Source organism: Kineosporia sp. NBRC 101731 (assembly GCF_030269305.1).
In the GTDB taxonomy this organism is placed as follows: domain Bacteria; phylum Actinomycetota; class Actinomycetes; order Actinomycetales; family Kineosporiaceae; genus Kineosporia.
This window is the reverse complement of sequence record NZ_BSTC01000004.1, coordinates 313,681-333,589: the sequence shown is the minus strand read 5'-3', so window position 1 is coordinate 333,589 and position 19,909 is coordinate 313,681. Positions and strand designations below refer to the sequence as shown.

Genomic DNA, 19,909 nt, shown 5'->3' with positions numbered 1-19,909 from the left:
GGTGAGAGCCGATACACAGACCCCGGGACAGACGGCCGACGTCACCCCCGCACAGGTGCTGGCCGAGGCCGGCCGCCGTCGCACCATCGCCGTCATCAGTCACCCCGACGCCGGTAAGTCCACGCTGACCGAGGCGCTGGCGCTGCACTCCAACGCCCTGCGCGAGGCCGGGCACGTGCACGGGAAGGCCGGTCACGCGGGCGTCGTCTCCGACTGGCAGGACATGGAGAAGCAGCGCGGGATCTCGATCTCCTCCGCGGTGCTGCAGCTGTCCCACCGCGACCAGGTCGTCAACGTGGTCGACACCCCCGGTCACGCCGACTTCTCCGAAGACACCTACCGCGCCCTCACCGCGGTTGACGCGGTGATCATGCTGATCGACGCGGCCCGCGGCATGGAGGTGCAGACCCGCAAGCTCTTCGCCGTGTGCAAGGAGCGCGGCCTGCCCGTCATCACGGTCGTCAACAAGTGGGACCGTCCTGGCCGCGAGGCCCTGGAGCTGCTCGACGAGGTCGAGTCGGTCACCGGTCTCAAGCCCACCCCGATGACCTGGCCGGTCGGGATCGCGGGCGACTTCCGCGGTCTGCTCGAGCGCGGCACCGACGCGTACGTGAAGTACACCAAGGCCCCCGGCGGTGCCACCCGCGCACTGGAAGACCGGATGGACGCGCAGCAGGCGGCCGAGGTCGAGGGCGTGGCCTGGCAGCAGTCGGTCGAGGAGCACGAGCTGCTCTCGGCCACCGGCGCCGACCACGACGAGGAGGAGTTCCTGGCCTTCCGCACCACGCCGGTCTACTTCACGGCCGCCGTCGCGAACGTGGGCGTCGGGCAGGTGCTGGACGCCATCGTCGACGTCGCGCCCGCCCCGCACGACCAGCTCGACGTGGCCGGGCGCAGCCAGGCCCTGACGTCCAACTTCAGTGCCCAGGTGTTCAAGACCCAGACCGGGATGAACCCCGCCCACCGCGACCGGCTCGCGTTCGCGCGCGTCCAGACCGGTGTCTTCCACCGCGGCATGACGGTGCGCGACAACCGCAGCGGACGGCCGATGGTGCTCAAGCACGTGCAGACCGTCTTCGGTGCCGACCGTTCCACGGTCGACGTGGCCTGGCCCGGTGACGTGATCGGGCTGGTCAACGCCCGCCACGTCAACGTCGGCGACACCCTGTCCGAGGCGGGCAAGATCGCCTACCCGCCGCTGCCGGTGTTCGCCCCCGAGCACTTCCGCACCGTGCGCCCGGCCGACCTCAGCTTCGGCAAGCAGTTCCGGCAGGGCCTGCGCGAGCTGGATGCCGAGGGGGTCGTGCGGGTGCTGACCTCCGACTCACGCGGCGACGGGGAACCGGTCCTGAGCGCCGTCGGCGTGCTGCAGTTCGACGTGGTCCAGCACCGCATGACCCACGAGTACCGCTCGGCCGTGGTGTTCGGCGAGCTGCCCTTCTCGACGGCCCGGATCATCGACCCGGCCGACGCGCAGGTGGTGCGGGGGCACCGCGGCACCGAGGTGGTCTCGAACGCCGAGGGTCGCTTCTTCGCCCTGTTCACCGACGAGTGGCGGGTGCGCAGCTTCGAGCGCGACAACCCCGGGGTCAAGCTCCAGGAACTGGTCGTCACGAGCAACTGAGAAACTCTCAATGATCCGGCCGAGGCGTTCACGCAACGCCTCGGCCAGTTGGTTCGGTTCGGTTCCGGTACGGCTCAGGCCGAGGCCAGGGTGCCCGCCACCTCGGTGGCCAGGCGCTGCGCCCACAGCCGGGCGTGCTCCAGCTCGTGGCCCTCCAGCGGGCCCAGCGTGTCCCGGGTGTAGAACGACTCGTGCCGCATCACCCGCATGCCCAGGTGGTGCAGACGGTGGCTGACCGGATCGGTCCCGTCCGACATCTGGGTGTACACGCACGTGCCGAACGCGACCGCCGCGATGTCGGCGGGCTGCAGGCGCTGCAGCCACTCGCACACGCCGATACCCGTGGAGCGCGCGGCAATCCCGGCGCGGTGGGCCTGCGTCAGGGCCAGGTCCCGGCAGGAGTCCAGACCGTGAGGGGCGCCGACCACGAGCAGGTCCACGTCGTCCGGCAGGACCAGGGGCGCGCTCGCCACCGTGTGGATGTCGGTGTGCATGACGGTGCCGAGCCCGGCCGCGACCGCGCGGGCCACGGACTCGGTGTTGCCGAACATGGATTCGTACACCAGCAGTGCCTTCATGGCAGTTCCTCTGAACGTTTCTCCGCAATGGTTTCCGGTTGCCTCCAGGATGATCCGGAAAGGTCCTGGCCAGGCAGGGGCGGAGGTCCCCGGGAATGCTCCGGTCGGGTCGAGAAGCCGGGACCATGGCCTCTCCGGAGAAAAAACCATTCACTGAAAGGGTGGGGTCACGGGCTAGAAGGGCGGTCTTACGGACCGCTGGAACGGAAGTGAAGACGTGATGACCTCCTTCGAGAATCTGCTGTCCCCGAGCCGGATCGGATCGCTGGAGGTGCCCAACCGGGTGCTGCTCGCCCCGATGGGCACGGAGATGTGCACCCCGGACGGCAGGAGCACCGAGCAGGAGGCCGCCTACTACGCGGCCCGGGCCGCCGGCGGCACCGGCATCGTGATGAGCGGCATCACCGCCGTGCAGTCCGACACCGAGCCGATCACGGCCGGTCTCGCCCGGATCGACACCGACGGGCACATCCCGGGGATCGCGCGCATCGCGCAGCGGGTGCACGAGGAGGGCAGCCTGTTCGCGCTGCAGCTGACCGCGGGCCTGGGACGCAACATCAACACCGTGCAGCCGGGCACCGTACCGGTGTCCGCCTCGGACAACACCTGGTTCGCCGATGCGTCCATTCGTTGCCGCCCTTTGACCCTCGACGAGATCGCCGTCATCGTGCGGCGTTTCGGTGAGGCCGCCGTGCGGGCCCGGGCCGCGGGGGTGGACATGATCGATCTGCACGGGCACACCGGCTACCTGCTCGACCAGTTCCTCAGCCCGGTCTGGAACCGCCGCACCGACGCCTACGGCGGCTCGGTCGAGAACCGGGTACGGCTGACCGCCGAGATCGTCGCCGCCATCCGCCAGAACGCGCCCGGCCTGCCGATCAGCTTCCGGCTCTCGGTGCACCACCACTTCGAGGGCGGGCGCACCCCGGCCGACAGTCTCGACATCGCGCGGGAACTCGAGAAGGCCGGTATCGACCTGATCATCGCCGACGAGGGATCGTACGAGGCGATGGACTACGTGTTCCCGCCCTACTACCTGGGTGACGCCTGCATGGCCGACGCCGCGACGGTGCTGAAAGACGTGGTGGCCATCCCGGTCGCGGCGGTCGGCAACCTGCGCCCGCAGGACGGCGAGCGTCTGCTGGCCCAGGGGAAGGCCGACTTCATCGCGATCGGGCGCGGCCTGATCGCCGACCCCGATCTGGTGAACAAGCTGAGGGCCGGCCGCCCGCAGGACGTGCGCCCGTGCATCCGCTGCAACGCCTCGTGCACCGGAAATGCCTTCTTCGGAAAAGCTCTGGAGTGCGCGGTGAACCCGGCAGCGGGCCACGAGCTGGAACTGGGCCCGGTGCTGTCGCTCCGGCGCAAGCACGTGGTCGTGATCGGCGGAGGCCCGGGCGGGATGGAGGCGGCGCGCGCCGCGGCGCTGTGCGGCCACCGGGTGGACCTGTACGACCAGGGCGCGCAGCTGGGCGGGGTGCTGCTGCCGGCCGCCACTCCCGACTTCAAGCGGGAACTGCGCTCGATGATCACCTGGTGGGAGGGTCAGCTGGCCGATCTCGACGTCACCGTGCACACCGGGGTCACGATCACCCCGGGCTGCCCCGAACTGGCCGGGGCCGACGAGATCATCGTGGCCACCGGTTCGGTGCCGCTGCGGCCGCGGGCGATCGAGGGACTGGACGACCCGGCCGTCATCGACGTGCTGGCCTTTCATCAGGGGACGCCGGTGGGGCACCGGGTTCTGGTCGCCGGGGGCGGTCTTTCGGGTGCGGACGCGGCCCTGGAGCTGGCCCGCGACGGCCACGAGGTGACACTCGTCGAGGCGGCGGACGAGGTGGCCCGCGACATGCTGATGGTCAACCGGGTGACGTTGCTGCGGGACCTGGCGCAGGCCGGCGTCACCGTGCTCACCGGCCACCGCATCACCAAGATCGCCGGGGGAGAAGCCATCGCCGAATGTTCCGACGGTCGGGTCACCCTGCACGCCGACACTGTGATCAGCGCCTTCGGCCTGCTGCCCGCCCGCACCCTGCTCGAGCAGCTGTCACCCGACCTGCGGGTGCATCCCGTCGGTGACTGCGTGCAGCCCGCGAAGGTCGGCGAGGCCGTGCGCTCGGGGTACGACGCGGCGCTGGCCCTGGGTTGAGGGAGGGTTCGCCGGCGGGGGAGAAAATCACTTTCCCGCCGGCGGCCGGGTGCGCCACTATGACGCCTCATGACAGGAACGAGACGACGTCGTACGCCCTCCGTGAGCCGGGCGCTGAGGCTCACCCATGACCGTCGAAAGGGTCACGGGGAGAAGGCACATGGGATCTGCGAGAACAAGCGTCTGGTGAACCGGGTGAGCCGGCGCACCGACCGCCACCACCTCTTGGCGGTGTGCCGGGACAGTCAGGTCGCCGACCAGATCGCCGACGTCCTGCCCGGCCCGCGCCGCCCGGTGCGGCACCATCTCCCGGCCCCGGAGCGGGTCTAGCGGTGGCCACCTCGTGTTCGTGATCATGCACAATGTCCCGGGGGAGCCTGCATGATCACGAACCAAGGGGTTAAGACCAGGGTTCCGGCCGCCGGAAGGTGATGTGGCTTGTGGACATGCCGACCAGGGCTTGGATCAGGGCTGGGCGTAGCGCCGGTGGGCAGTCGCTGACCTGGCCGTCGCCCAGTTCCACCACCCGCCACACCCCGTCGCTGCGAAGGGCGAAATCCACTGTCACGAAAGGTAGTTCAAGGGAGCTGATAAGGGACGCGTAGGCACTCGGGTCGAACGGTGTCTCCGGCAGGGCGGTGGGGGAGTCGGGGTGGGGTCCGGCCAGCACGCAGGTGCCGCCGATCCACCAGGTGCGTACCTCGGCCGGGGCCAGTTCCTCGAAGCGGCGCAGCACGTAGCCACCGGTGAAGCTGTCGTCGCGCAGTTCGCGGAACCTTGACGCCACCTTCCATGCGGCGTCGGCGTCGGCCAGGTCGGGGATCAACGCGGCCTCGGTCCAGTAGTGCTTCATCGACTTCGTCCAGTCGCGCAGCACCGCCGGCCCCGCACCCAGGGCGAGGCGGGCGCGATCGAAGCCCGCACGTCCGTCATCGGTGCTCCACTGCGAGACCGGGGTGACCTCGCGCAGTGAGGGATACCAGCCGGGCAGCTCGTGCGCGGCCCGGAACTGTTCCACCCCCGTGACCAGAGACACCGACCGGGCCTGGAGGGCGTCCGCCAATGCGCCGTACTGCCCGGACGTGAGCATCCAGCCCCGGTAGAGCGCCGGACCACCCCCGCGCGGCACCCCCTGGACCGCGCGCTCCGCGTCGCCCGACGGCAGCGCGTCGTGATCGACCAGCGCCACCGTGACCCCCAGCTCCCGCGCGAGCGCGGCCTCCTCGGCGTAGTGCTCGTCAGGACGGCGGGGACGCAGCGGGTCAGCGGGCAGCAGAAGCATCACCCGCGCAGTATCGACGCGGCAGCGGCCCTTCGTCACGGGAGTTTCAAACCACCCCCCACCCCTCGTGATCATGCAAAACCTCCCCGGCCATCTAGAACTCTCGCTCGAGGAGTTCTAGAACTCTGGGGAGGTTTTGCATGATCACGGCAAGGATTTTGGGCGTCGTGCACAGCCCAACCGCCGACCGCGTAACCTACGTTCCCGTAGGTTTCTGTCGTCGTGAAGAGGAGTTCGCTGTGCCCGACGAATCGATCTGGGCGGGATCTTATGGCCCGGGCGTTCGGCTCCACCTCGAGTACGGCGACGAGACGCTGATCGATCAGCTCGACGGCGTCGTCTCGAAGTTCGCGGACCGGCCCGCCCTGGAGTTCCTGGGGCAGCGCACCACCTACGCGCAGTTCGGGGAGAAGGTCGCCCGGGTCGCGGAGGGTCTGCGCCGGCTCGGGGTGAAGGCCGGCGACCAGGTCGCGATCCTGCTGCCCACCTGCCCGCAGCACATGATCGCCTTCCACGCCGTGCTGCGCCTGGGCGCCACCGTGGTCGAGCACAACCCGCTCTACACCACCGGTGAGCTGCGGGCCCCGTTCGCCGACCACGGCGCCCAGGTCGCGCTGGTCTGGGACAAGGCGATCGCCACGGTCGAGCCGCTGCGGGCCGACCCGAACCTGCCGCTGCGCACGATCATCAGCGTCGACATGACCCTCGACCTGCCGCTGGTCAAGCGCCTGGCCCTGCGCCTGCCGATCGCCAAGGCCCGCGCGACGCGCGAGGAGATGACCGCCCCGACCGCCGCGGGCGTCCCCCTGTTCGCCGACCTCACCACCGCACCGCCGCTGGCCGGCGACCACCCGCGTCCGCAAGCAGACGACGTCGCCGTGCTCCTGTACACCTCGGGCACCAGCGGCACCCCCAAGGGCGTGCCCCTGCGGCACCGCAACGTGATCGCCGACTGCGTGCAGGGCGTCTCCTGGATCCCCGAGCTGAACCACGGCCACGAGGTGGTGCTCTCGTCGCTGCCGATGTTCCACGCCTACGGCCTGACCATCGGTGTGCTGTGCGGCCTGCGCCTGGGCGGTGAGCTGGTGCTCCTGCCCAAGCCCGACACCACGCTGCTGGTCGACGCGGTCAAGCGCCGCAGCCCCACCTTCGTGCCCGGCGTGCCGCCGATCTACAAGCGCATCCTCGACGAGGCCAACCGTCGCGGTGTCTCGGTCCAGGGCATGAAGTACTCGCTGTCCGGCGCGATGACGCTGCCCGCCGAGCTGATCGAGCGCTGGGAGACCGCCACCGGCGGGTTCCTGGTCGAGGGCTACGGCCTGACCGAGACCGCCCCGTGCATCGTCGGCAACCCGATGGGCCCGAACCGGCGTCCCGGCTCCATCGGCGTGCCCTTCCCCGACGTGCAGGTGCGCATTGTCGACCCCGAGAAGCCCTCGCAGGAGGTGCCTCTCGGCGAGCGCGGGGAACTCGTGGTGAAAGGCCCGCAGGTGTTCAGCGGCTACCGCGACCGCCCCGAGGAGACCGCCCAGGTGCTCGACGAGGACGGCTGGTTCCGCACCGGCGACATCGTCACCATGGCTCCCGACGGGTTCCTCACGGTCGTCGACCGCATCAAGGAAGTCGTCATCGTCGGCGGCTTCAACGTGTACCCCTCCGAGGTGGAGGAGGTGCTGCGCCGCCACCCGAGCGTCGCCGACGCCGCGGTGGTGGGTCTTCCCGGTGAGGACGGCGACGAGGTCGTGGCCGCCGTGGTGCCGGCCGAGGGGCACAGCGTGCACAAGGAGACCCTGGCCGCGTTCCTGCGCGAGGAGCTCACTCGCTACAAGGTGCCGCGCCGTTTCGTGCCCGTGGAGAAGCTCCCCGTCAACCAGATGGGCAAGGTGCTGCGCCGCGAGGTGGCCGACCTGGTGCGGGAGATCGAGCAGCAGAAGGCCTGACCTGCAGGACGCGGTCGGGCACCCGAGGGTGCCCGGCCGCCGGTCGGCCAGTGGTGGGGCTGTTGGCGCCGTTGGTGCCTGGCATGCTGGGGTGATGACGACGCGGGCGCAGGAGCTCCAGGCGCAGCTGCCGCAACAGGCGCTGCGGGCCGACGACTCCTGGTGGCCTAAACCCGCGCCGAACCCGTTCCGGCACGTGGTCGGAGCCCGCACACTCCCACCGGGTGAGTGGCTGAGGCCCCGCCCGCACGACGCGCCGCTCATCGCCTGGCGGCAGGCCCTGCTCGACGAGCAGGGACCGGCCGCGTTCGCCGCCCTGCCCGGTACCGAACCCGCGGGCCAGGTGCTGCTGGACCTGCTCGGGGCGCAGACCGTCACCGGCCGCCACCCCCTTGACACCGCCGGTCGCCTGGTCGCCGAAGACCTCTGCCTCGTCGACATCAGTGACGGTGAGCCCCGCCTGGTCGGCGCCAGCCTGGCCATGCCCAACCGCTGGCTGCTGGCCGACAAACTCGGGCAACCCATGACCGGCATCCACGTACCCGTTCCCGGCTACGCCGAACAGCTCTCGGCCGCCGTCGACAAATTCCTCACCAGCCTGCGCGAGCACCGCATCATGACCCGCGCCAACTGGGCCATCACCGACGACGCCCGCCTGTTCCAGCCGGCTGCCGACTCCCGCGCCCGCCGCCCGGGCACCGTGACCACCGCCGACGAGGCCGCCGACCGACTCTACGTGCGCGTCGAGTACCAGACCCTGCGCCTGCTGTCGGGCTGCGGCACCGTGCTGTTCACCATCCGCACCGCCCACGAGCCCCTGAGGGCGCTCGCGGACCGGCCCCGCATCGCCGCCGACCTGGCCTCGACCATCGAGGTCATGCCACCGGCCGATCTCGACTACAAGGGAGTGCTGCCGTACCGCGACGCGGTGCTGGAGCTGCTGAGGAGATTCCGCGATGAGTGAGCAGTGGTTCGGGGTGCGCTGCGTGTACCGGTTCGCCGACGTGGACACCTATGAGGAGCGTGTGACCCTCTGGCGGGCGGCAGCACCGGACGAGGCCCTCACCCTCGCGGAAGAGGAAGCCGCCGAGTACGGCGAGATCGTCGGCGCCGAATACCTCGGCCTAGCGCAGTGCTTCGCCATGTTCGACACACCCGAGCACGGCTCCGAGGTCTTCTCACTGATGCGCACCAGCAAGCGGGAACCGGAGAAGTACCTCAAGCACTTCTTCGCCACCGGGAGCGAGCGTCAGGCCGGCTGATCGAGGCCGAACAGGGCGCGGGCGTTACCGGCGGTGAAGCGCTCGCGGTCGGCGTCGGTGGGGAACGCGGTGAGGAACTGCTCGATGTCGGCCGGGGTGGGCCGCTGGAACGGGTAGTCGGTGGAGAACAGCAGCCGGTCGGGCGTGGTGACCTCCAGGGCGTGGCGCAGCAGGGCCGGGTTCAGCATCCCGGAGCTGGTGATGTGGACGTTGGAGCGGAGGTAGTCCGACACCTTCCGCTCCAGGCCCGCGACGCGGGAGAGGCCGTCGGCCCGGTCGGTCCAGAACAGCAGCAGTTCACCCCAGTGGCCCAGCACGAGCTGGAGCTCGGGGTGGCGGTCGAAGGTGCCGCGGGCGATCAGGCGCAGGGCGGCCAGCGCGGCCTCCAGGTGCCAGCCCCAGCCGAAGGTGGCCAGGGCCAGGTCGGTCATCGGGTCGAAGCCGCTGTAGGCGGCCTCGCGGACCGGGCCCGAGGGGATCTGCGGGTGGATGAAGACCGGCTGGTGCAGCGCCGCGGCCGCGGCGAACAGGTCGTCGTAGCGCGGGTCGTCCAGGGGAGTCTCGCCCGTGCGCCCGTAGACCATCGTTCCCACGAACCCGAGCTCGGCGGCGCGTTCGAGCTCGAGGACGGCGGCCTGCGGGTCGGCCATCGGCAGCGTGGAGAACGCTCGCAGCCGGGAGGGGTGCCGGGCGACCGCCTCGGCGGCGAGGTCGTTGGCGCGCCGGGCGAGCGAGCGGGCCGGCGCCGGGTCCAGCGGCTGCGTACCGGGCGGGGCCAGGGAGAGGATCTGCAGGTCGACGCCCTGGGCGTCCATCGCGGCGATGCGGGCGTCGCCGATGTCGTCGAGGCGCTCGAGGTTGTTGCCCATCTCGTCGAACGCGATGCTCGCGTCGCCCCGCTCGACGGGCAGGGCTTTGACGGCGGTGGTCAGCTCGGGCAGGTTCCAGTGCTCTTCGATCGCGATCAGTGCCACGTCAGGTCTCCTCGGATCTCGCTCAACAGCTGTTGAGTGAAGACTCTACACCTCTCGCTCAACACCGGTAGAGTGAGTTGCATGGCCGGGACCTCTCGCGACGCGAAACGCGCGCTCACCGCACAGCGCATCCTCGAGGCGGCCCGGCAGGAGTTCGCGGCCCAGGGCTTCGAGGGCACCACGATCCGGGGGATCGCGCGGGTGGCCGGGGTGGACCCGTCGCTGGTGATGCAGCACTACGGCTCCAAGGCGGCCCTGTTCCACTCGGCCGTGCAGCTGCCGGTCGACGACGACAAGGTGGCCTCCGAGCACCTTCTGGAGGTGCTCACCGTGCGGCTGGGTGAACTGCCGCCGGAGACCAGGGCTCTCGTGCGATCCATGCTCACCGTGCCCGAAGCGACCGAGTCCATGCGGGCTTACCTCGACGAGCGTGTCGACAACCTGACCCGGTCGCTGGACGGCGACGACGCGCAGCTGCGCGCTCTGCTCACCGTCAGCGGCATCCTCGGCCTGACGATCACCCAGCACTTCCTCCAGCTGAACGCCTTCGACGGGGTCTCGCAGGAGGCGCTGCTGCGGGCCGCCCGCGGCTGGATCGCGTCGCTGGCGGGCGATGAGCCAGTAGCCTGATCGCAGGCCGGAAGGAACGGCACCGGGAATCAGGATGAGGACATGACCACACAGGCATTCTCGCCGGGCAGTCAGATGCTGATCGTCGAGGAGCTGATGCTTCTCCTGCTCGACGACGAGAAGGGCTCGGTGGCCGGGAGCCCGTCGCTGCAGTTCCTGCTGGGTGGTGGGCTGCTGGTGGAGCTGGCCCTGCTCGAGCGGGTCGGGCAGTCGGAGAAGAAGTCGCTGCTGACCGGCCGCAAGCTGCTGGCCACGGGCACCGGGCCGCTGCCCGACCCGCTGCTGCAGGCGGCCTACGACACGATCGCCGAGAAACCGCGCGGCGCTCAGCAGGCCCTGACGAAGATCGGCAAGGGCCTGCAGAAGACCGTGCCGGAGCGCCTGGTCGAGCGCGGCATCCTGCGCGAGGAGAAGAAGAAGATGCTCGGGGTCATCCCGCACATCGTGCACCCGGCCGAGAACACCTCGTACGAGACGCAGTTGCGGCGCAAGATGCGTCCGGTGCTGGCCGACGGCGCCACACCCGACCAGCGCACCGCGTCGCTGATCGCCCTGCTCTCGGCCGGCAACGCGCTGAAGACCTCGCTGCGCGACATGGAACCGCCCCTGAGGTGGTCGTCCGACATCCGCCGCCGGGGCAAGGAGATCCAGGAGGGCGACTGGGGGGCCACGGTGGTCAGTGACGCGGTGAAGGCCGCGGCCGCCGCGATCACCGCGGCGACGGTCGCCGCCACGACGGCCGCCGCGACCTCCGGCTGAGAAACCTCGTGGTCCTGCCTGCCGGTACCTGGTAGGCAGGACCCATGACCTCACGGATCCGTCACCTCACCTTCGACTGCACCGATGCCTGGGTCCTGGGCAGCTTCTGGAAGCAGGCACTCGGTTACACCGACGACCCGCAGAACCCGAACGAGCCCGGCGATGCGGAGTACGTGATCGTGCCGGGTGACGGTGGCCCGGGTCTGCTGTTCGTCCCGGTGCCCGAGGGCAAGTCCGCGAAGAACCGCATCCACTTCGACGTGGTCCCGCAGACCGGTACCCGCGACGAGGAGGTCGAGCGTCTTCTGTCCGTGGGGGCCACACAGGTCGGCGACCACCGCAAGCCCGACGGCACGGGCTGGGTGGTGCTGGCCGACCCGGAGGGCAACGAGTTCTGCGTGGAACGCAGCCGTGCCGAGCGAAGCGCCGTGTAGTCAACGTAGTCAACGGCCGCGTCGTGCATTTCGGCCCAGGGCCCTGTCGGCGCGCGAGCAGGCCCCGGGCCCTTTGCATGGCCCCGTAGATCTTCTGAAGGCCGGCGATCGGCATGACCACCCATGGTGCGCCGTGCGCAGGGGTGCCTCATCGTTGTGTACACCTGGTACATCCGGTACCGGATGTACCAGGTGTACACAACGATCGCGAGCCGCTCCGGGTATCGGCCGGGGGCGGGACGTCCGCTGGTCGCTGCCTTGGTCAGGGGGCTCGCTTGGTCAGTCGCTTGGTCAGTCGCTTGGTCAGTCGCGGAGACACTGCGCGGGCCGGTCGGACCGGCTGTCAGCCCGTGAACGGCTGAGATTCCAGGAGTACCAGGGTTGATCGTCTGGGAGCCGGGGCAGCGCACAGGGGAGGACGTCGTCGGGCAGCTTCGACAGGGCGGGGATCGCGTCGGGGGACAGACGCGACAGATAGAGGACGTCGATGTCACCGGTGCGTTCGTAGCGGCGTACGTCGGCGGCGGCGACCACGGCATCGGGACCGGCCAGGGCCACGACCAGGAGACCGAGGCCGGCCGAGCCCGCGGTCAGACGGGGGAGCAGGTCGGTGCGCCGGGCCAGCCAGGTGCCACCGACCAGGGCCAGCACCCCGACCACCCACAGCTCGAACGCGCCCGCGTTGAAACGGGTGACGGTCCAGCCGAACTCGCTCATGTACAGCCACAGGCGGCGCAGGGCGGAGAAGGCCAGCAGCAGGGTCAGGGCCAGCAGGGGCCCGCCGCCGGCCGCGAGCAGATGGCGGTGACGGGGTGCTGCCGAACGCCCGGCCCAGCCGATGAGCAGCAGCACGAGCACCGTCACCACGATCAGCTGGCCGAAACCCTCCCGGGCGCGTTCGGCGTGCGTGCTGTCCGGCACCGCCGGCCCGGCGCCGAACAGGCGGGTCGCGTCGACGGCGAGGAAGGCCGCGATGGTGAGTGTGACCAGGACCAGCGGCACCAGCCACTCGGCCGGGTGCCGGTCGCCCGGTGCGTCGGGCGCGTGGCGCAGTGGTGACGAGGCGGCGAAGCCCAGACCGAGCACGAAGAGCGTCACCACACCGAACGTGATGATCCGGGCCGCGATCACGTCGGAACTGGGCACGTCGAGCACGAACCAGCCCCCGACGTCCGAGAGCACCTGTGCGAAGCCGGCGTCGGCGCTGGCCAGCAGCGCGCCCACGATCGCCGCGCAGACCAGGCCGGTGACCAGGCCGCTGAACACCGAGGCCGGGGCCCGCAACGGCAGACGCCGGGGCCGGTGACGCCGCCCGGTCGCCGCGGCCCAGGGAATGGCGCGGAACGTTGCCTCGCCGAACAGGAAACCCGTCGCCAGCAGCGTCTTCCAGGTCCGGGTGCCGAGCGCCACGGTGGCGGCGAGCGTGGCCGAGGCCAGGATGCAGCCGACCACCAGCCATTCGCTCGCCCGCAGCACCGCCACCGTGCTGAGCAGTAGGGCGATCACGGTCAGGACGACGCCGGACCAGGTGTGTCCTTCGGTGCGTGATGGCCGGGACATCAGCACCGTGGCCGCGATCAGGTAGGCGATCACCGGCACGTTGATCCCGAACGCGGTGTCTGCCAGCAGAAAAGCGGCCGGAACGGCGCAGAGCAGCGCCCCCGCCAGCAGTCTCAGTCGCGGTGGCGGCGGATCGGCCCAGGACGGCGTGGACAGACCGAGGGCCGGAGTGTCGTTCATGCCGCCGACGGTAGGAGCGACCCGGGGAGCTTCCTGTGGTCAGGTTGTGGAGATTCCGTGAAGACCCCCGAACCCTTCCGTGATCATGCAAAATCTCCCCGGAGTTCTAGAACTCTTCCGGCCCGGGGCAGGCCGGGATCTCCACGCGGATCCGGCAGCCGTCACCCTCGGCGGGCACCACCGCGATCCGTCCGCCGTGCAGCACCACGGCCCAGCGGGCGATGGCCAGACCCAAGCCGGTGCCGCCGTCCAGCCGCGAGGTGACCTGGGCCGTCGGCGATCCGGAGCCGAAGCGCTCGAAAACGCTCTGCCAGTCCTCGCGCGGTATGCCCGGTCCGTTGTCGGTCACCTCGAGGGCCAGACCCGCACGGGTGGACGAGGTGAGCGCGCGGGCGCTCACGGTCACCTTCCCGCCGTCCCCGGCGTGACGGGCCGCGTTGTCCAGCAGGTTGGTGAGCACCTGGCTCATCCGGGCGGGGTCGACGTCGGCGACCAGCCCGGGGGAGACGTCGACGGTGATCGACGGACCGGGCCGGGCCGTGCGGATCTCGGTGACCACCGGCGCGATCAGCTCCTGCAGATCGACCGGCCGGCGCTGGAGCGTCTGCGCCCCGCCGTCGGTGCTGGCCAGGTGCAGGAACTGGGTGAGCAGGTCACCGAGCCGCTCGACCTGGGCCAGCACCTCACCCAGCGCCGGCTCGTCCGGGGCGCGCACCCCGTCCACCAGGTTCTCCACCTGGGCGCGCAGGGCGGCGACGGGCGTGCGCAACTCGTGACCGACGTCCGCCAGCAATTGCCGTCGTTGCTGATCGACCGCGGCGAGCTGGGCGGTCATGACCGTGAAGGCCCGGGCCAGCTCACCGACCTCGTCACGGCTGTTGGTCTGCAGGGGCGGGGCCGGGCGACCGGCCGCCAGTTCCCGCACGGCGGCGGTCATCTGGCGCAGGGGCAGGGTCATGCCGTGACCCACGACCTGGCTGACGGCCAGCACGATCAGGCTGGCGACGATCATGCCGTAGCGGGTGCGCCAGTGCAGTTCCACCACCGCGAACCAGGTCACCCCGGCGGTGAGCACCAGGTTCACCGCCACCAGCAGGGCGAACTTCATCTTGATCGAGGGCACCGGGTCGAGCGGGCGCACCCGGTCCCACCAGAGCGCGAGCCGGTCCATCGCCGTCATGGGGTGTCCAGGGCGTACCCGACGCCGTGCACCGTGCGGATGCGGCCGGGCCCGAGCTTGCGGCGCAGCGCCTTCACGTGGGTGTCCATGGCCCGGGAGGTCTTGGGTGCCTCCGGCCACGACCAGACCTCGGTGAGCAGCGTCTCGCGCAGCACCACCTCGCCCGCCCGGCGGCCCAGGGCGTGCAGCAGGTCGAACTCGGTGCGGGTCAGATGGATCTCCTGCCCGGCCAGATCCACCCGGCGGGCCGCCACATCCACGGTCAAGCCCCGGCCGAGGTCCAGACCGGCCCGCCGCAGGGCCAGCTCCTGCGCCCGCTCCACCCGCCGCAGCAGCGCCCGGACCCGGGCCACCAGCTCACGGGGGCTGAACGGCTTGGTCAGGTAGTCGTCCGCCCCGACTCCCAGACCGATGATGCGGTCGGCCTCGTCGGCGCGGGCGGTGAGCATGAGGACCGGCACCGGCCGCACGGCCTGCACCCGGCGGCAGACCTCCAGCCCGTCCAGGCCCGGGAGCATGACGTCGAGCACCAGCAGGTCGGTCTCGTCGCGAAAGGTTTCTACCGCCGCGCGACCGTCGTGCACGACGTCGACCGCGAAACCCTCCTTCTCCAGCCGCCGCGCGACCGCGTCGGCGATCACCAGATCGTCTTCCACCACGAGAACCCGCTGCACACGGTGAAACTACGGCATCCCGCACCGGGAGGTGTTCTCCGTCGCGGCATAATCACCGCCATGGCTTCTTCCGGGCATATCACCCGCCGCGTGCTGCTGGCCGGTGTCTCGGGCATCGCGCTGTCCGGCGCGGCCGTGGCCGGGTCGCTCAACGGCGTGCTGCCCGGGCGGGCCCGGTTGCGGAGCGCGCTGGGCATCGGGCAGGTGGTGGCCGGAGCTCCGGACGCCGGTGGCTCGGACCCGACCTTCGAGACGTTCGACTCCGCCGCCCGGGGCCGGGAGGTGACCTGGGGCTGGGTGACACCGCCCGACCAGGACCCCGACGGTCTGCCGGTGGTGCTCGTGCTGCACGGCCGGGGCGACAGTGCCCATTCGGCGTTCGGCGGCCTGGCTCTGCACCAGTACCTGGCCCAGCACGTTCAGGAGGGTGGGGCGCCGTTCGGAGTGATCTCCATGGACGGCGGCGAGACCTACTGGCATCCGCGGGCCTCCGGCGACAATGCGCTGGCCATGCTGCAGGACGAGTTGCTCCCGCGGGTGGCCGAGCTCGGCTTCAGTACGAAGAAGGTCGCCAGCATGGGATATTCGATGGGTGGCTACGGATCTCTCCTGCTGGCGCGCGAGGCCACGAACGGGCGCTTCGGTGCGCCCGGTCAGCTGGTCGCCGCGGCGGCGTCGAGCCCGGCCCTGTTCGCCAGCGGTGCGGTGAGCTCGGCCGGTTCCTTCGACGACGCCGAGGACTTCACCCGCTGGGGCGCCCTGTCCCGGCATCCCGGCATCAAGGGCCCGTTCCCGCTGAGCGTCTCCTGCGGCAGCGACGATCCGTTCTACGCCGAGACGAAGCGGTACCGCAGCCGGTGCGACCCGCAGCCGCAGGGCTCGACCGGTGACGGGGGCCATACGACGAACTACTGGCGCAGCCTGGTGCCGGACCAGTTCCGCTTCCTGGCCCAGCACCTGGCCTGACCTCATTCCCAGAGTTCGGTGCTGCGGGATCTCACGAGAGCCTCGATCCGGCGGAGTATCTGCTCGGCGGGCGGGGGGGCGGTGGGCGGCACATGATCGGGGTCTATCGCGGGACGACCCGTTGACGCCTGACCGCCAGGTCGGCCGGAACTCCTCCACGGTCACGGAGCTCACCGGGACACAGCAGACCCGTCGCACAGGTCAAGTGGTGTCGGCGGGGACTCCCGGCCTGTGCGACGGGTCGTTCTGGGGGCTGCGCGGTGATCCCCTATCGGACACCGGCCTCACCTCCACCGTCGAGGGTTGTGTGCCGGGAATCGCCCGGCGGTCCGCTCGTCGGTGCAGTGCGGATGGTTCCGTCCATGGTTGCGTCAGTGGAGCAGCGTCGTGCTGGGGTGGACGTCGTAGGCACGGCGGTAGGCACTGGCGAACCGGCCGGGATGGGCGAAGCCCCAGCGGCGGGCGATGTCGGTGACGGTGTCGCCGTAGGACGGGTCGGCGGCCTGCAGGTCGCGGTGTGCCTGTTCGAGCCGGATGTCGCGCAGATATCTCATCGGGCTGCAACCGTGATGACGGGTGAATGCCCTCTGCAGGGCGCGGGCGCTGACGCCCGCGGCCTCGGCGATCTGGGTGATGGTCAGGGGCTGGTCGCTGTGTGCGTGCATGAATGTCACGGCCCGGCGCAGGGTCGAGGGGCCGACCTGGTCGCCGGCGCGGACGTAGTGACTGGTCATGGTGCTGTTGGGGAACACCCTGAGGGCGGCGGTGGTGATCGTGCGCACCAGGTGGGCCCGGATCAGGGGATTGGCCAGGCACGATCGGGGCGCGATGGCCTGGCGGTAGGTCATTCGCATCAGGTCGGACCAGTAGCGCCCGGACGCCTCGTCGATCGAGGTGTTGTCGAGGAACTGCACGGTGCCCGGGGCCTCGATCATCTCGCCGGCGGTCTCGGCGATGCTGGTCAGGGGCAGGTGGAGCGTGGCGAACGTCGAGCTCGGCGTCCAGGTCGCCCGGGTGGCCTGCGCCGTGTCGCCGCGCCAGACTCCTCCCGGGCCGATCGGCGTGTCCAGGCGGCCCGGACGTTCCTGGCACATCGATCCGTCGGTGACCAGCACCGTGGCGAACGTGCTGGCCGGCTCGGACACGCAACGTCCGGCGAAGCCCCACTGCTGCACCCCGCAGGCCAGCTCCCCGACCTCGGCCCGCACGGCGCGGAACTGGAAATGGGGGGCGGTGACACCGAGATCCAGCCGGGTGCGGGCGAAGATGCGCCCGATGAACTGACTGGCCACCTCGGGGCGGTCGGTCGCCACGGACGATGAGCGCACCGGCCCGCCGGCAAAATCTGCGGAATTTGTCATGGACACCCCACCACTTCCACCTGATCATCTGACCCAGAGTCAAGGTACAACTACAGACAGCCTGCGACGGGGCGATTCGCAAAGCGAACATCGAAGGCTGTCGATGGGGGCGCCGGGTGGCGGAGCGAGAAACTAGGAGGGCCCAGATCTCTCGGTCGGGTGTGCGGACCTGCTGGGCTGCGCCGTTCCGGACTCCCTCCGCCTGAACGGTGCGGCCCGACAGGGCGAGCGAGGCTCACGAACGCGTGAGGACCCCCTCGCGCAGGGCGGTGAACATCTGCTCGAGGCGGGTGCGGTGCTCGTCCGTCGCATCTTCGGGTGACTCGCCGGCGATGCGGCGGCGCGCCGTCTCCACCAGCACGGTGCTGTATCCGGCGATGAAGAACGCGGCCAGGAGTGAGGCGTCGCCGTCGAAGGCGTCGTCCTGCTGGAGCTCGTCGATGAGGGTCTGCTGGAGGTCGGAGGCGATGTCGCGGGCCCGGGCGATCAGCGCGGGTGATGCGGCCAGCGTGGCGAAGAAAGGGTCGGAGGCGGGGTCGAGGCCCGAGAGCGGGTGACTCGTGGCGGTGAGCCCGAGTGCCATCATCCGCAGCGACTCCAGCACGTCGGTGTCCGCGGCCCGGTCGCGCACGGCCGACCGCAGGAGCTCGACGGCGTCTTCCGAGCGGTCCAGGAACAGGTCTTCCTTGCGGGGGAAGTGCTTGAACACCGTCACGCTGGAGACCCCGGCCTCCTTCGCGACCTGGGCCACCGTCACGTTCTCGAACCCGTGCTCGTAGAACAGCTTGTCCGCGATCTGCGCGATCCTCGCCCGCGTCTGGGGGCCACCTCGCGTACTGGTTCTGGGCATCCGTCTCCCGCCGTCTTGTGTAACTAAGCTTAGTCACTTAGCTTAGTGACATGACCTCCGAAGTCCCCACTCTAGGCGCCGCCCCCCAGTCCCTGCGCGGCGCCTGGATGGCGCTGGCGGGCCTGTCCGCCGTGTTCCTGTTCGAAATGCTCGACAACTCGATCCTCAACGTCGCCCTCCCCACCATCGGCCGCGACCTGAACGCCTCCACCAGCTCCCTGCAGTGGGTGACCAACTCGTACGCGGTCGTCCTGGGCGGCCTGATGCTCGCCTTCGGTGCCCTGGCCGACCGGTTCGGCCGCCGTCGCATCATGCTCATCGGCCTGGCCCTGCTCGGGCTTGCGAGCCTGGCGACAGCCTTCGTCACCACCACCGAGCAGCTCATCGCCGTCCGGGCCGTCATGGGCGTCGCCGCGGCGATGACCACGCCCGGCTCGATGGCCCTGGCCTTTCGTCTGTACACGGGCGACGACCTGCGCGTGCGAGCCACCACCCTCATCTCCACCGTCGGTCTGGTCGGGCTCGCGATCGGGCCGACACTCGGCGGCTTCGTGCTCACGGTCGCCCCGTGGCAGGCACTGCTGCTGGTCAACGTGCCCATCGCCGTGCTCGCCCTCATCGGGGTGCGCGCCGGCATCGCCGCCGACACCGAAGCCGAACTGCACCGTGACCCCGTCGATGTGGCCGGGGCAGGGCTGGCCACCGCGGCCATCGTGTTCGCCCTGGTCGCTCCCACCCTGTTCGTCGAGAAGGGCGCCGGGTCCGGGTGGCCGTGGGCGAGCGCCGTCGCGGCCCTCGCCGGCGCCGCCGGATTCGTGGTCCGTGAACGCTCGGCCCGTTTCCCGCTGCTCGACCTGCGACTGGTGGCCCTGCCCCTGGTCTCCAGCGGCCTGGCGTTCAAGGCGGCCGCCGGGCTGGCCACCGCCGGCCTGAGCTACCTGGTGACCCTGCAACTCCAGCTGCAGTGGGGCTGGTCGCCCGCCCACGCCGCCGTCGGCCTGCTGCCCCAGGTGGTCGTGCTCATCGCTGGCGGTGCGCTGGTGCGGCCGTTCGTCGAGTGGGCCGGTCTCGAGCGCGCGGCCTGGATCAGTTCCGCGGCCGTCGTGTCCGGGCTCGCCGTCTACGCCGTGCTGGGTTCCCTGGCGTACGTCTGGATCGCGCTCGCCCTCGTGCTCGTGGCCGCCGGCCTGCGCGTGGTCGGGGTCGTCGCCGCGGTCAACGTGATGCGCGGTCTGCCGCAGAACCGCACCACGATCGGCGCGGCCCTCGTCGACACGGCCACCCAGGTCACCTCCGGCGTCGGTGTCGCCATCTCCGGCACCTTCCTGGCCGCGCTGTTCACCGGTGCCATCGCCGATCCGGACTGGAGTGCCCACCAGAGTGGCCAGTTCCAGCACGCGGTCACGATCGCCGCGCTCACTCTGACCGCCCTGGCCGCGGTGCTCGTGGGCTGGGGCTTCGCCCGCGGCCGGCGGGCCGCCGAGACCGTGTCGCCGTGAAGCCGCC

The 19,909-nt window shown here is 70.7% G+C and carries 19 protein-coding genes; 11 read left to right on the top strand and 8 right to left on the bottom strand.

The window, feature by feature from the left end:
- Position 1: 1 nt before the first annotated feature.
- Complete coding sequence (locus tag QSK05_RS14435) at positions 2 to 1,624, top strand: peptide chain release factor 3 (protein ID WP_285597690.1); 1,623 nt, start codon at positions 2 to 4, stop codon at positions 1,622 to 1,624.
- Between the two features lie 74 nt (positions 1,625 to 1,698).
- Here QSK05_RS14435 and QSK05_RS14430 read toward each other — a convergent pair whose 3' ends face one another.
- A complete protein-coding gene (locus QSK05_RS14430; protein WP_285597689.1) occupies positions 1,699 to 2,202 on the bottom strand; it encodes a flavodoxin family protein in 504 nt (167 codons plus the stop codon).
- A gap of 220 nt (positions 2,203 to 2,422) precedes the next feature.
- On the opposite strand from QSK05_RS14430, the gene QSK05_RS14425 reads away from it, so the two are divergent.
- Positions 2,423 to 4,351 (top strand): oxidoreductase, encoded by a 1,929-nt coding sequence (locus QSK05_RS14425; protein ID WP_285597688.1) that lies wholly within the window; start codon positions 2,423 to 2,425, stop codon positions 4,349 to 4,351.
- A 195-nt stretch (positions 4,352 to 4,546) separates the two neighbouring features.
- Positions 4,547 to 4,681, top strand: coding sequence for a hypothetical protein (locus QSK05_RS14420; RefSeq protein WP_285597687.1), 135 nt, complete (start codon positions 4,547 to 4,549; stop codon positions 4,679 to 4,681).
- 70 nt (positions 4,682 to 4,751) lie between these two features.
- Here the strand turns inward: QSK05_RS14420 and QSK05_RS14415 are convergent, their stop codons facing one another.
- On the bottom strand, positions 4,752 to 5,636 hold the full coding sequence (locus QSK05_RS14415; RefSeq protein ID WP_352301247.1) for an ATP-grasp domain-containing protein: 885 nt from the start codon (positions 5,634 to 5,636) through the stop codon (positions 4,752 to 4,754).
- A gap of 236 nt (positions 5,637 to 5,872) precedes the next feature.
- Here QSK05_RS14415 and QSK05_RS14410 point away from each other — a divergent pair, with 236 nt between their 5' ends.
- The 3 genes from QSK05_RS14410 (at position 5,873) to QSK05_RS14400 (ending at position 8,835) form a co-directional block, all read left to right on the top strand.
- Positions 5,873 to 7,573, top strand: coding sequence for a long-chain-fatty-acid--CoA ligase (locus tag QSK05_RS14410; RefSeq protein WP_285597686.1), 1,701 nt, complete (start codon positions 5,873 to 5,875; stop codon positions 7,571 to 7,573).
- Between the two features lie 94 nt (positions 7,574 to 7,667).
- A complete protein-coding gene (locus QSK05_RS14405; protein WP_285597685.1) occupies positions 7,668 to 8,537 on the top strand; it encodes a heme-dependent oxidative N-demethylase family protein in 870 nt (289 codons plus the stop codon).
- The gene (locus tag QSK05_RS14400) at positions 8,530 to 8,835 is read left to right on the top strand and encodes a hypothetical protein (protein ID WP_285597684.1); all 306 of its coding nucleotides are present in this window, start codon (positions 8,530 to 8,532) and stop codon (positions 8,833 to 8,835) included. The genes QSK05_RS14405 and QSK05_RS14400 overlap by 8 nt, the downstream gene beginning before the upstream one ends.
- On the opposite strand, the gene QSK05_RS14395 is transcribed toward QSK05_RS14400, so the two are convergent.
- A complete protein-coding gene (locus tag QSK05_RS14395; protein ID WP_285597683.1) occupies positions 8,823 to 9,809 on the bottom strand; it encodes an amidohydrolase family protein in 987 nt (328 codons plus the stop codon). The two genes, QSK05_RS14400 and QSK05_RS14395, sit on opposite strands and share 13 nt — an antisense overlap.
- A gap of 81 nt (positions 9,810 to 9,890) precedes the next feature.
- Here QSK05_RS14395 and QSK05_RS14390 point away from each other — a divergent pair, with 81 nt between their 5' ends.
- From QSK05_RS14390 to QSK05_RS14380, 3 genes are read left to right on the top strand one after another with little or no spacing between them, the layout of a single operon-like run.
- Positions 9,891 to 10,439: a TetR/AcrR family transcriptional regulator gene (locus QSK05_RS14390; protein WP_285597682.1), complete on the top strand. Its 549-nt coding sequence runs from the start codon at positions 9,891 to 9,893 to the stop codon at positions 10,437 to 10,439.
- Positions 10,440 to 10,481: 42 nt separating this feature from the next.
- The gene (locus QSK05_RS14385) at positions 10,482 to 11,198 is read left to right on the top strand and encodes a GOLPH3/VPS74 family protein (RefSeq protein ID WP_285597681.1); all 717 of its coding nucleotides are present in this window, start codon (positions 10,482 to 10,484) and stop codon (positions 11,196 to 11,198) included.
- A gap of 44 nt (positions 11,199 to 11,242) precedes the next feature.
- Entirely contained in the window at positions 11,243 to 11,632 is a 390-nt protein-coding gene (locus QSK05_RS14380) for a VOC family protein (protein ID WP_285597680.1), read from the top strand.
- Between the two features lie 303 nt (positions 11,633 to 11,935).
- On the opposite strand, the gene QSK05_RS14375 is transcribed toward QSK05_RS14380, so the two are convergent.
- From QSK05_RS14375 to QSK05_RS14365, 3 genes are all read right to left on the bottom strand, one after another.
- Complete coding sequence (locus tag QSK05_RS14375; protein WP_285597679.1) at positions 11,936 to 13,372, bottom strand: DUF4153 domain-containing protein; 1,437 nt, start codon at positions 13,370 to 13,372, stop codon at positions 11,936 to 11,938.
- A 106-nt stretch (positions 13,373 to 13,478) separates the two neighbouring features.
- Positions 13,479 to 14,552 (bottom strand): HAMP domain-containing sensor histidine kinase, encoded by a 1,074-nt coding sequence (locus QSK05_RS14370; RefSeq protein ID WP_285597678.1) that lies wholly within the window; start codon positions 14,550 to 14,552, stop codon positions 13,479 to 13,481.
- Positions 14,549 to 15,226 (bottom strand): response regulator transcription factor, encoded by a 678-nt coding sequence (locus tag QSK05_RS14365; protein ID WP_285597677.1) that lies wholly within the window; start codon positions 15,224 to 15,226, stop codon positions 14,549 to 14,551. The genes QSK05_RS14370 and QSK05_RS14365 overlap by 4 nt, the downstream gene beginning before the upstream one ends.
- A gap of 60 nt (positions 15,227 to 15,286) precedes the next feature.
- On the opposite strand from QSK05_RS14365, the gene QSK05_RS14360 reads away from it, so the two are divergent.
- Positions 15,287 to 16,192, top strand: a complete 906-nt coding sequence (locus QSK05_RS14360) for an alpha/beta hydrolase (RefSeq protein WP_285597676.1) — start codon at positions 15,287 to 15,289, stop codon at positions 16,190 to 16,192.
- Between the two features lie 371 nt (positions 16,193 to 16,563).
- On the opposite strand, the gene QSK05_RS14355 is transcribed toward QSK05_RS14360, so the two are convergent.
- Positions 16,564 to 17,553: an AraC family transcriptional regulator gene (locus QSK05_RS14355; protein WP_285597675.1), complete on the bottom strand. Its 990-nt coding sequence runs from the start codon at positions 17,551 to 17,553 to the stop codon at positions 16,564 to 16,566.
- Positions 17,554 to 17,788: 235 nt separating this feature from the next.
- Positions 17,789 to 18,403: a TetR/AcrR family transcriptional regulator gene (locus tag QSK05_RS14350; RefSeq protein WP_285597674.1), complete on the bottom strand. Its 615-nt coding sequence runs from the start codon at positions 18,401 to 18,403 to the stop codon at positions 17,789 to 17,791.
- Between the two features lie 50 nt (positions 18,404 to 18,453).
- On the opposite strand from QSK05_RS14350, the gene QSK05_RS14345 reads away from it, so the two are divergent.
- Positions 18,454 to 19,902 carry an MFS transporter gene (locus QSK05_RS14345; RefSeq protein ID WP_285597673.1) on the top strand — a complete coding sequence of 483 codons (1,449 nt, stop codon included), beginning with the start codon at positions 18,454 to 18,456 and terminating at the stop codon, positions 19,900 to 19,902.
- The last annotated feature ends 7 nt before the right edge of the window (positions 19,903 to 19,909 follow it).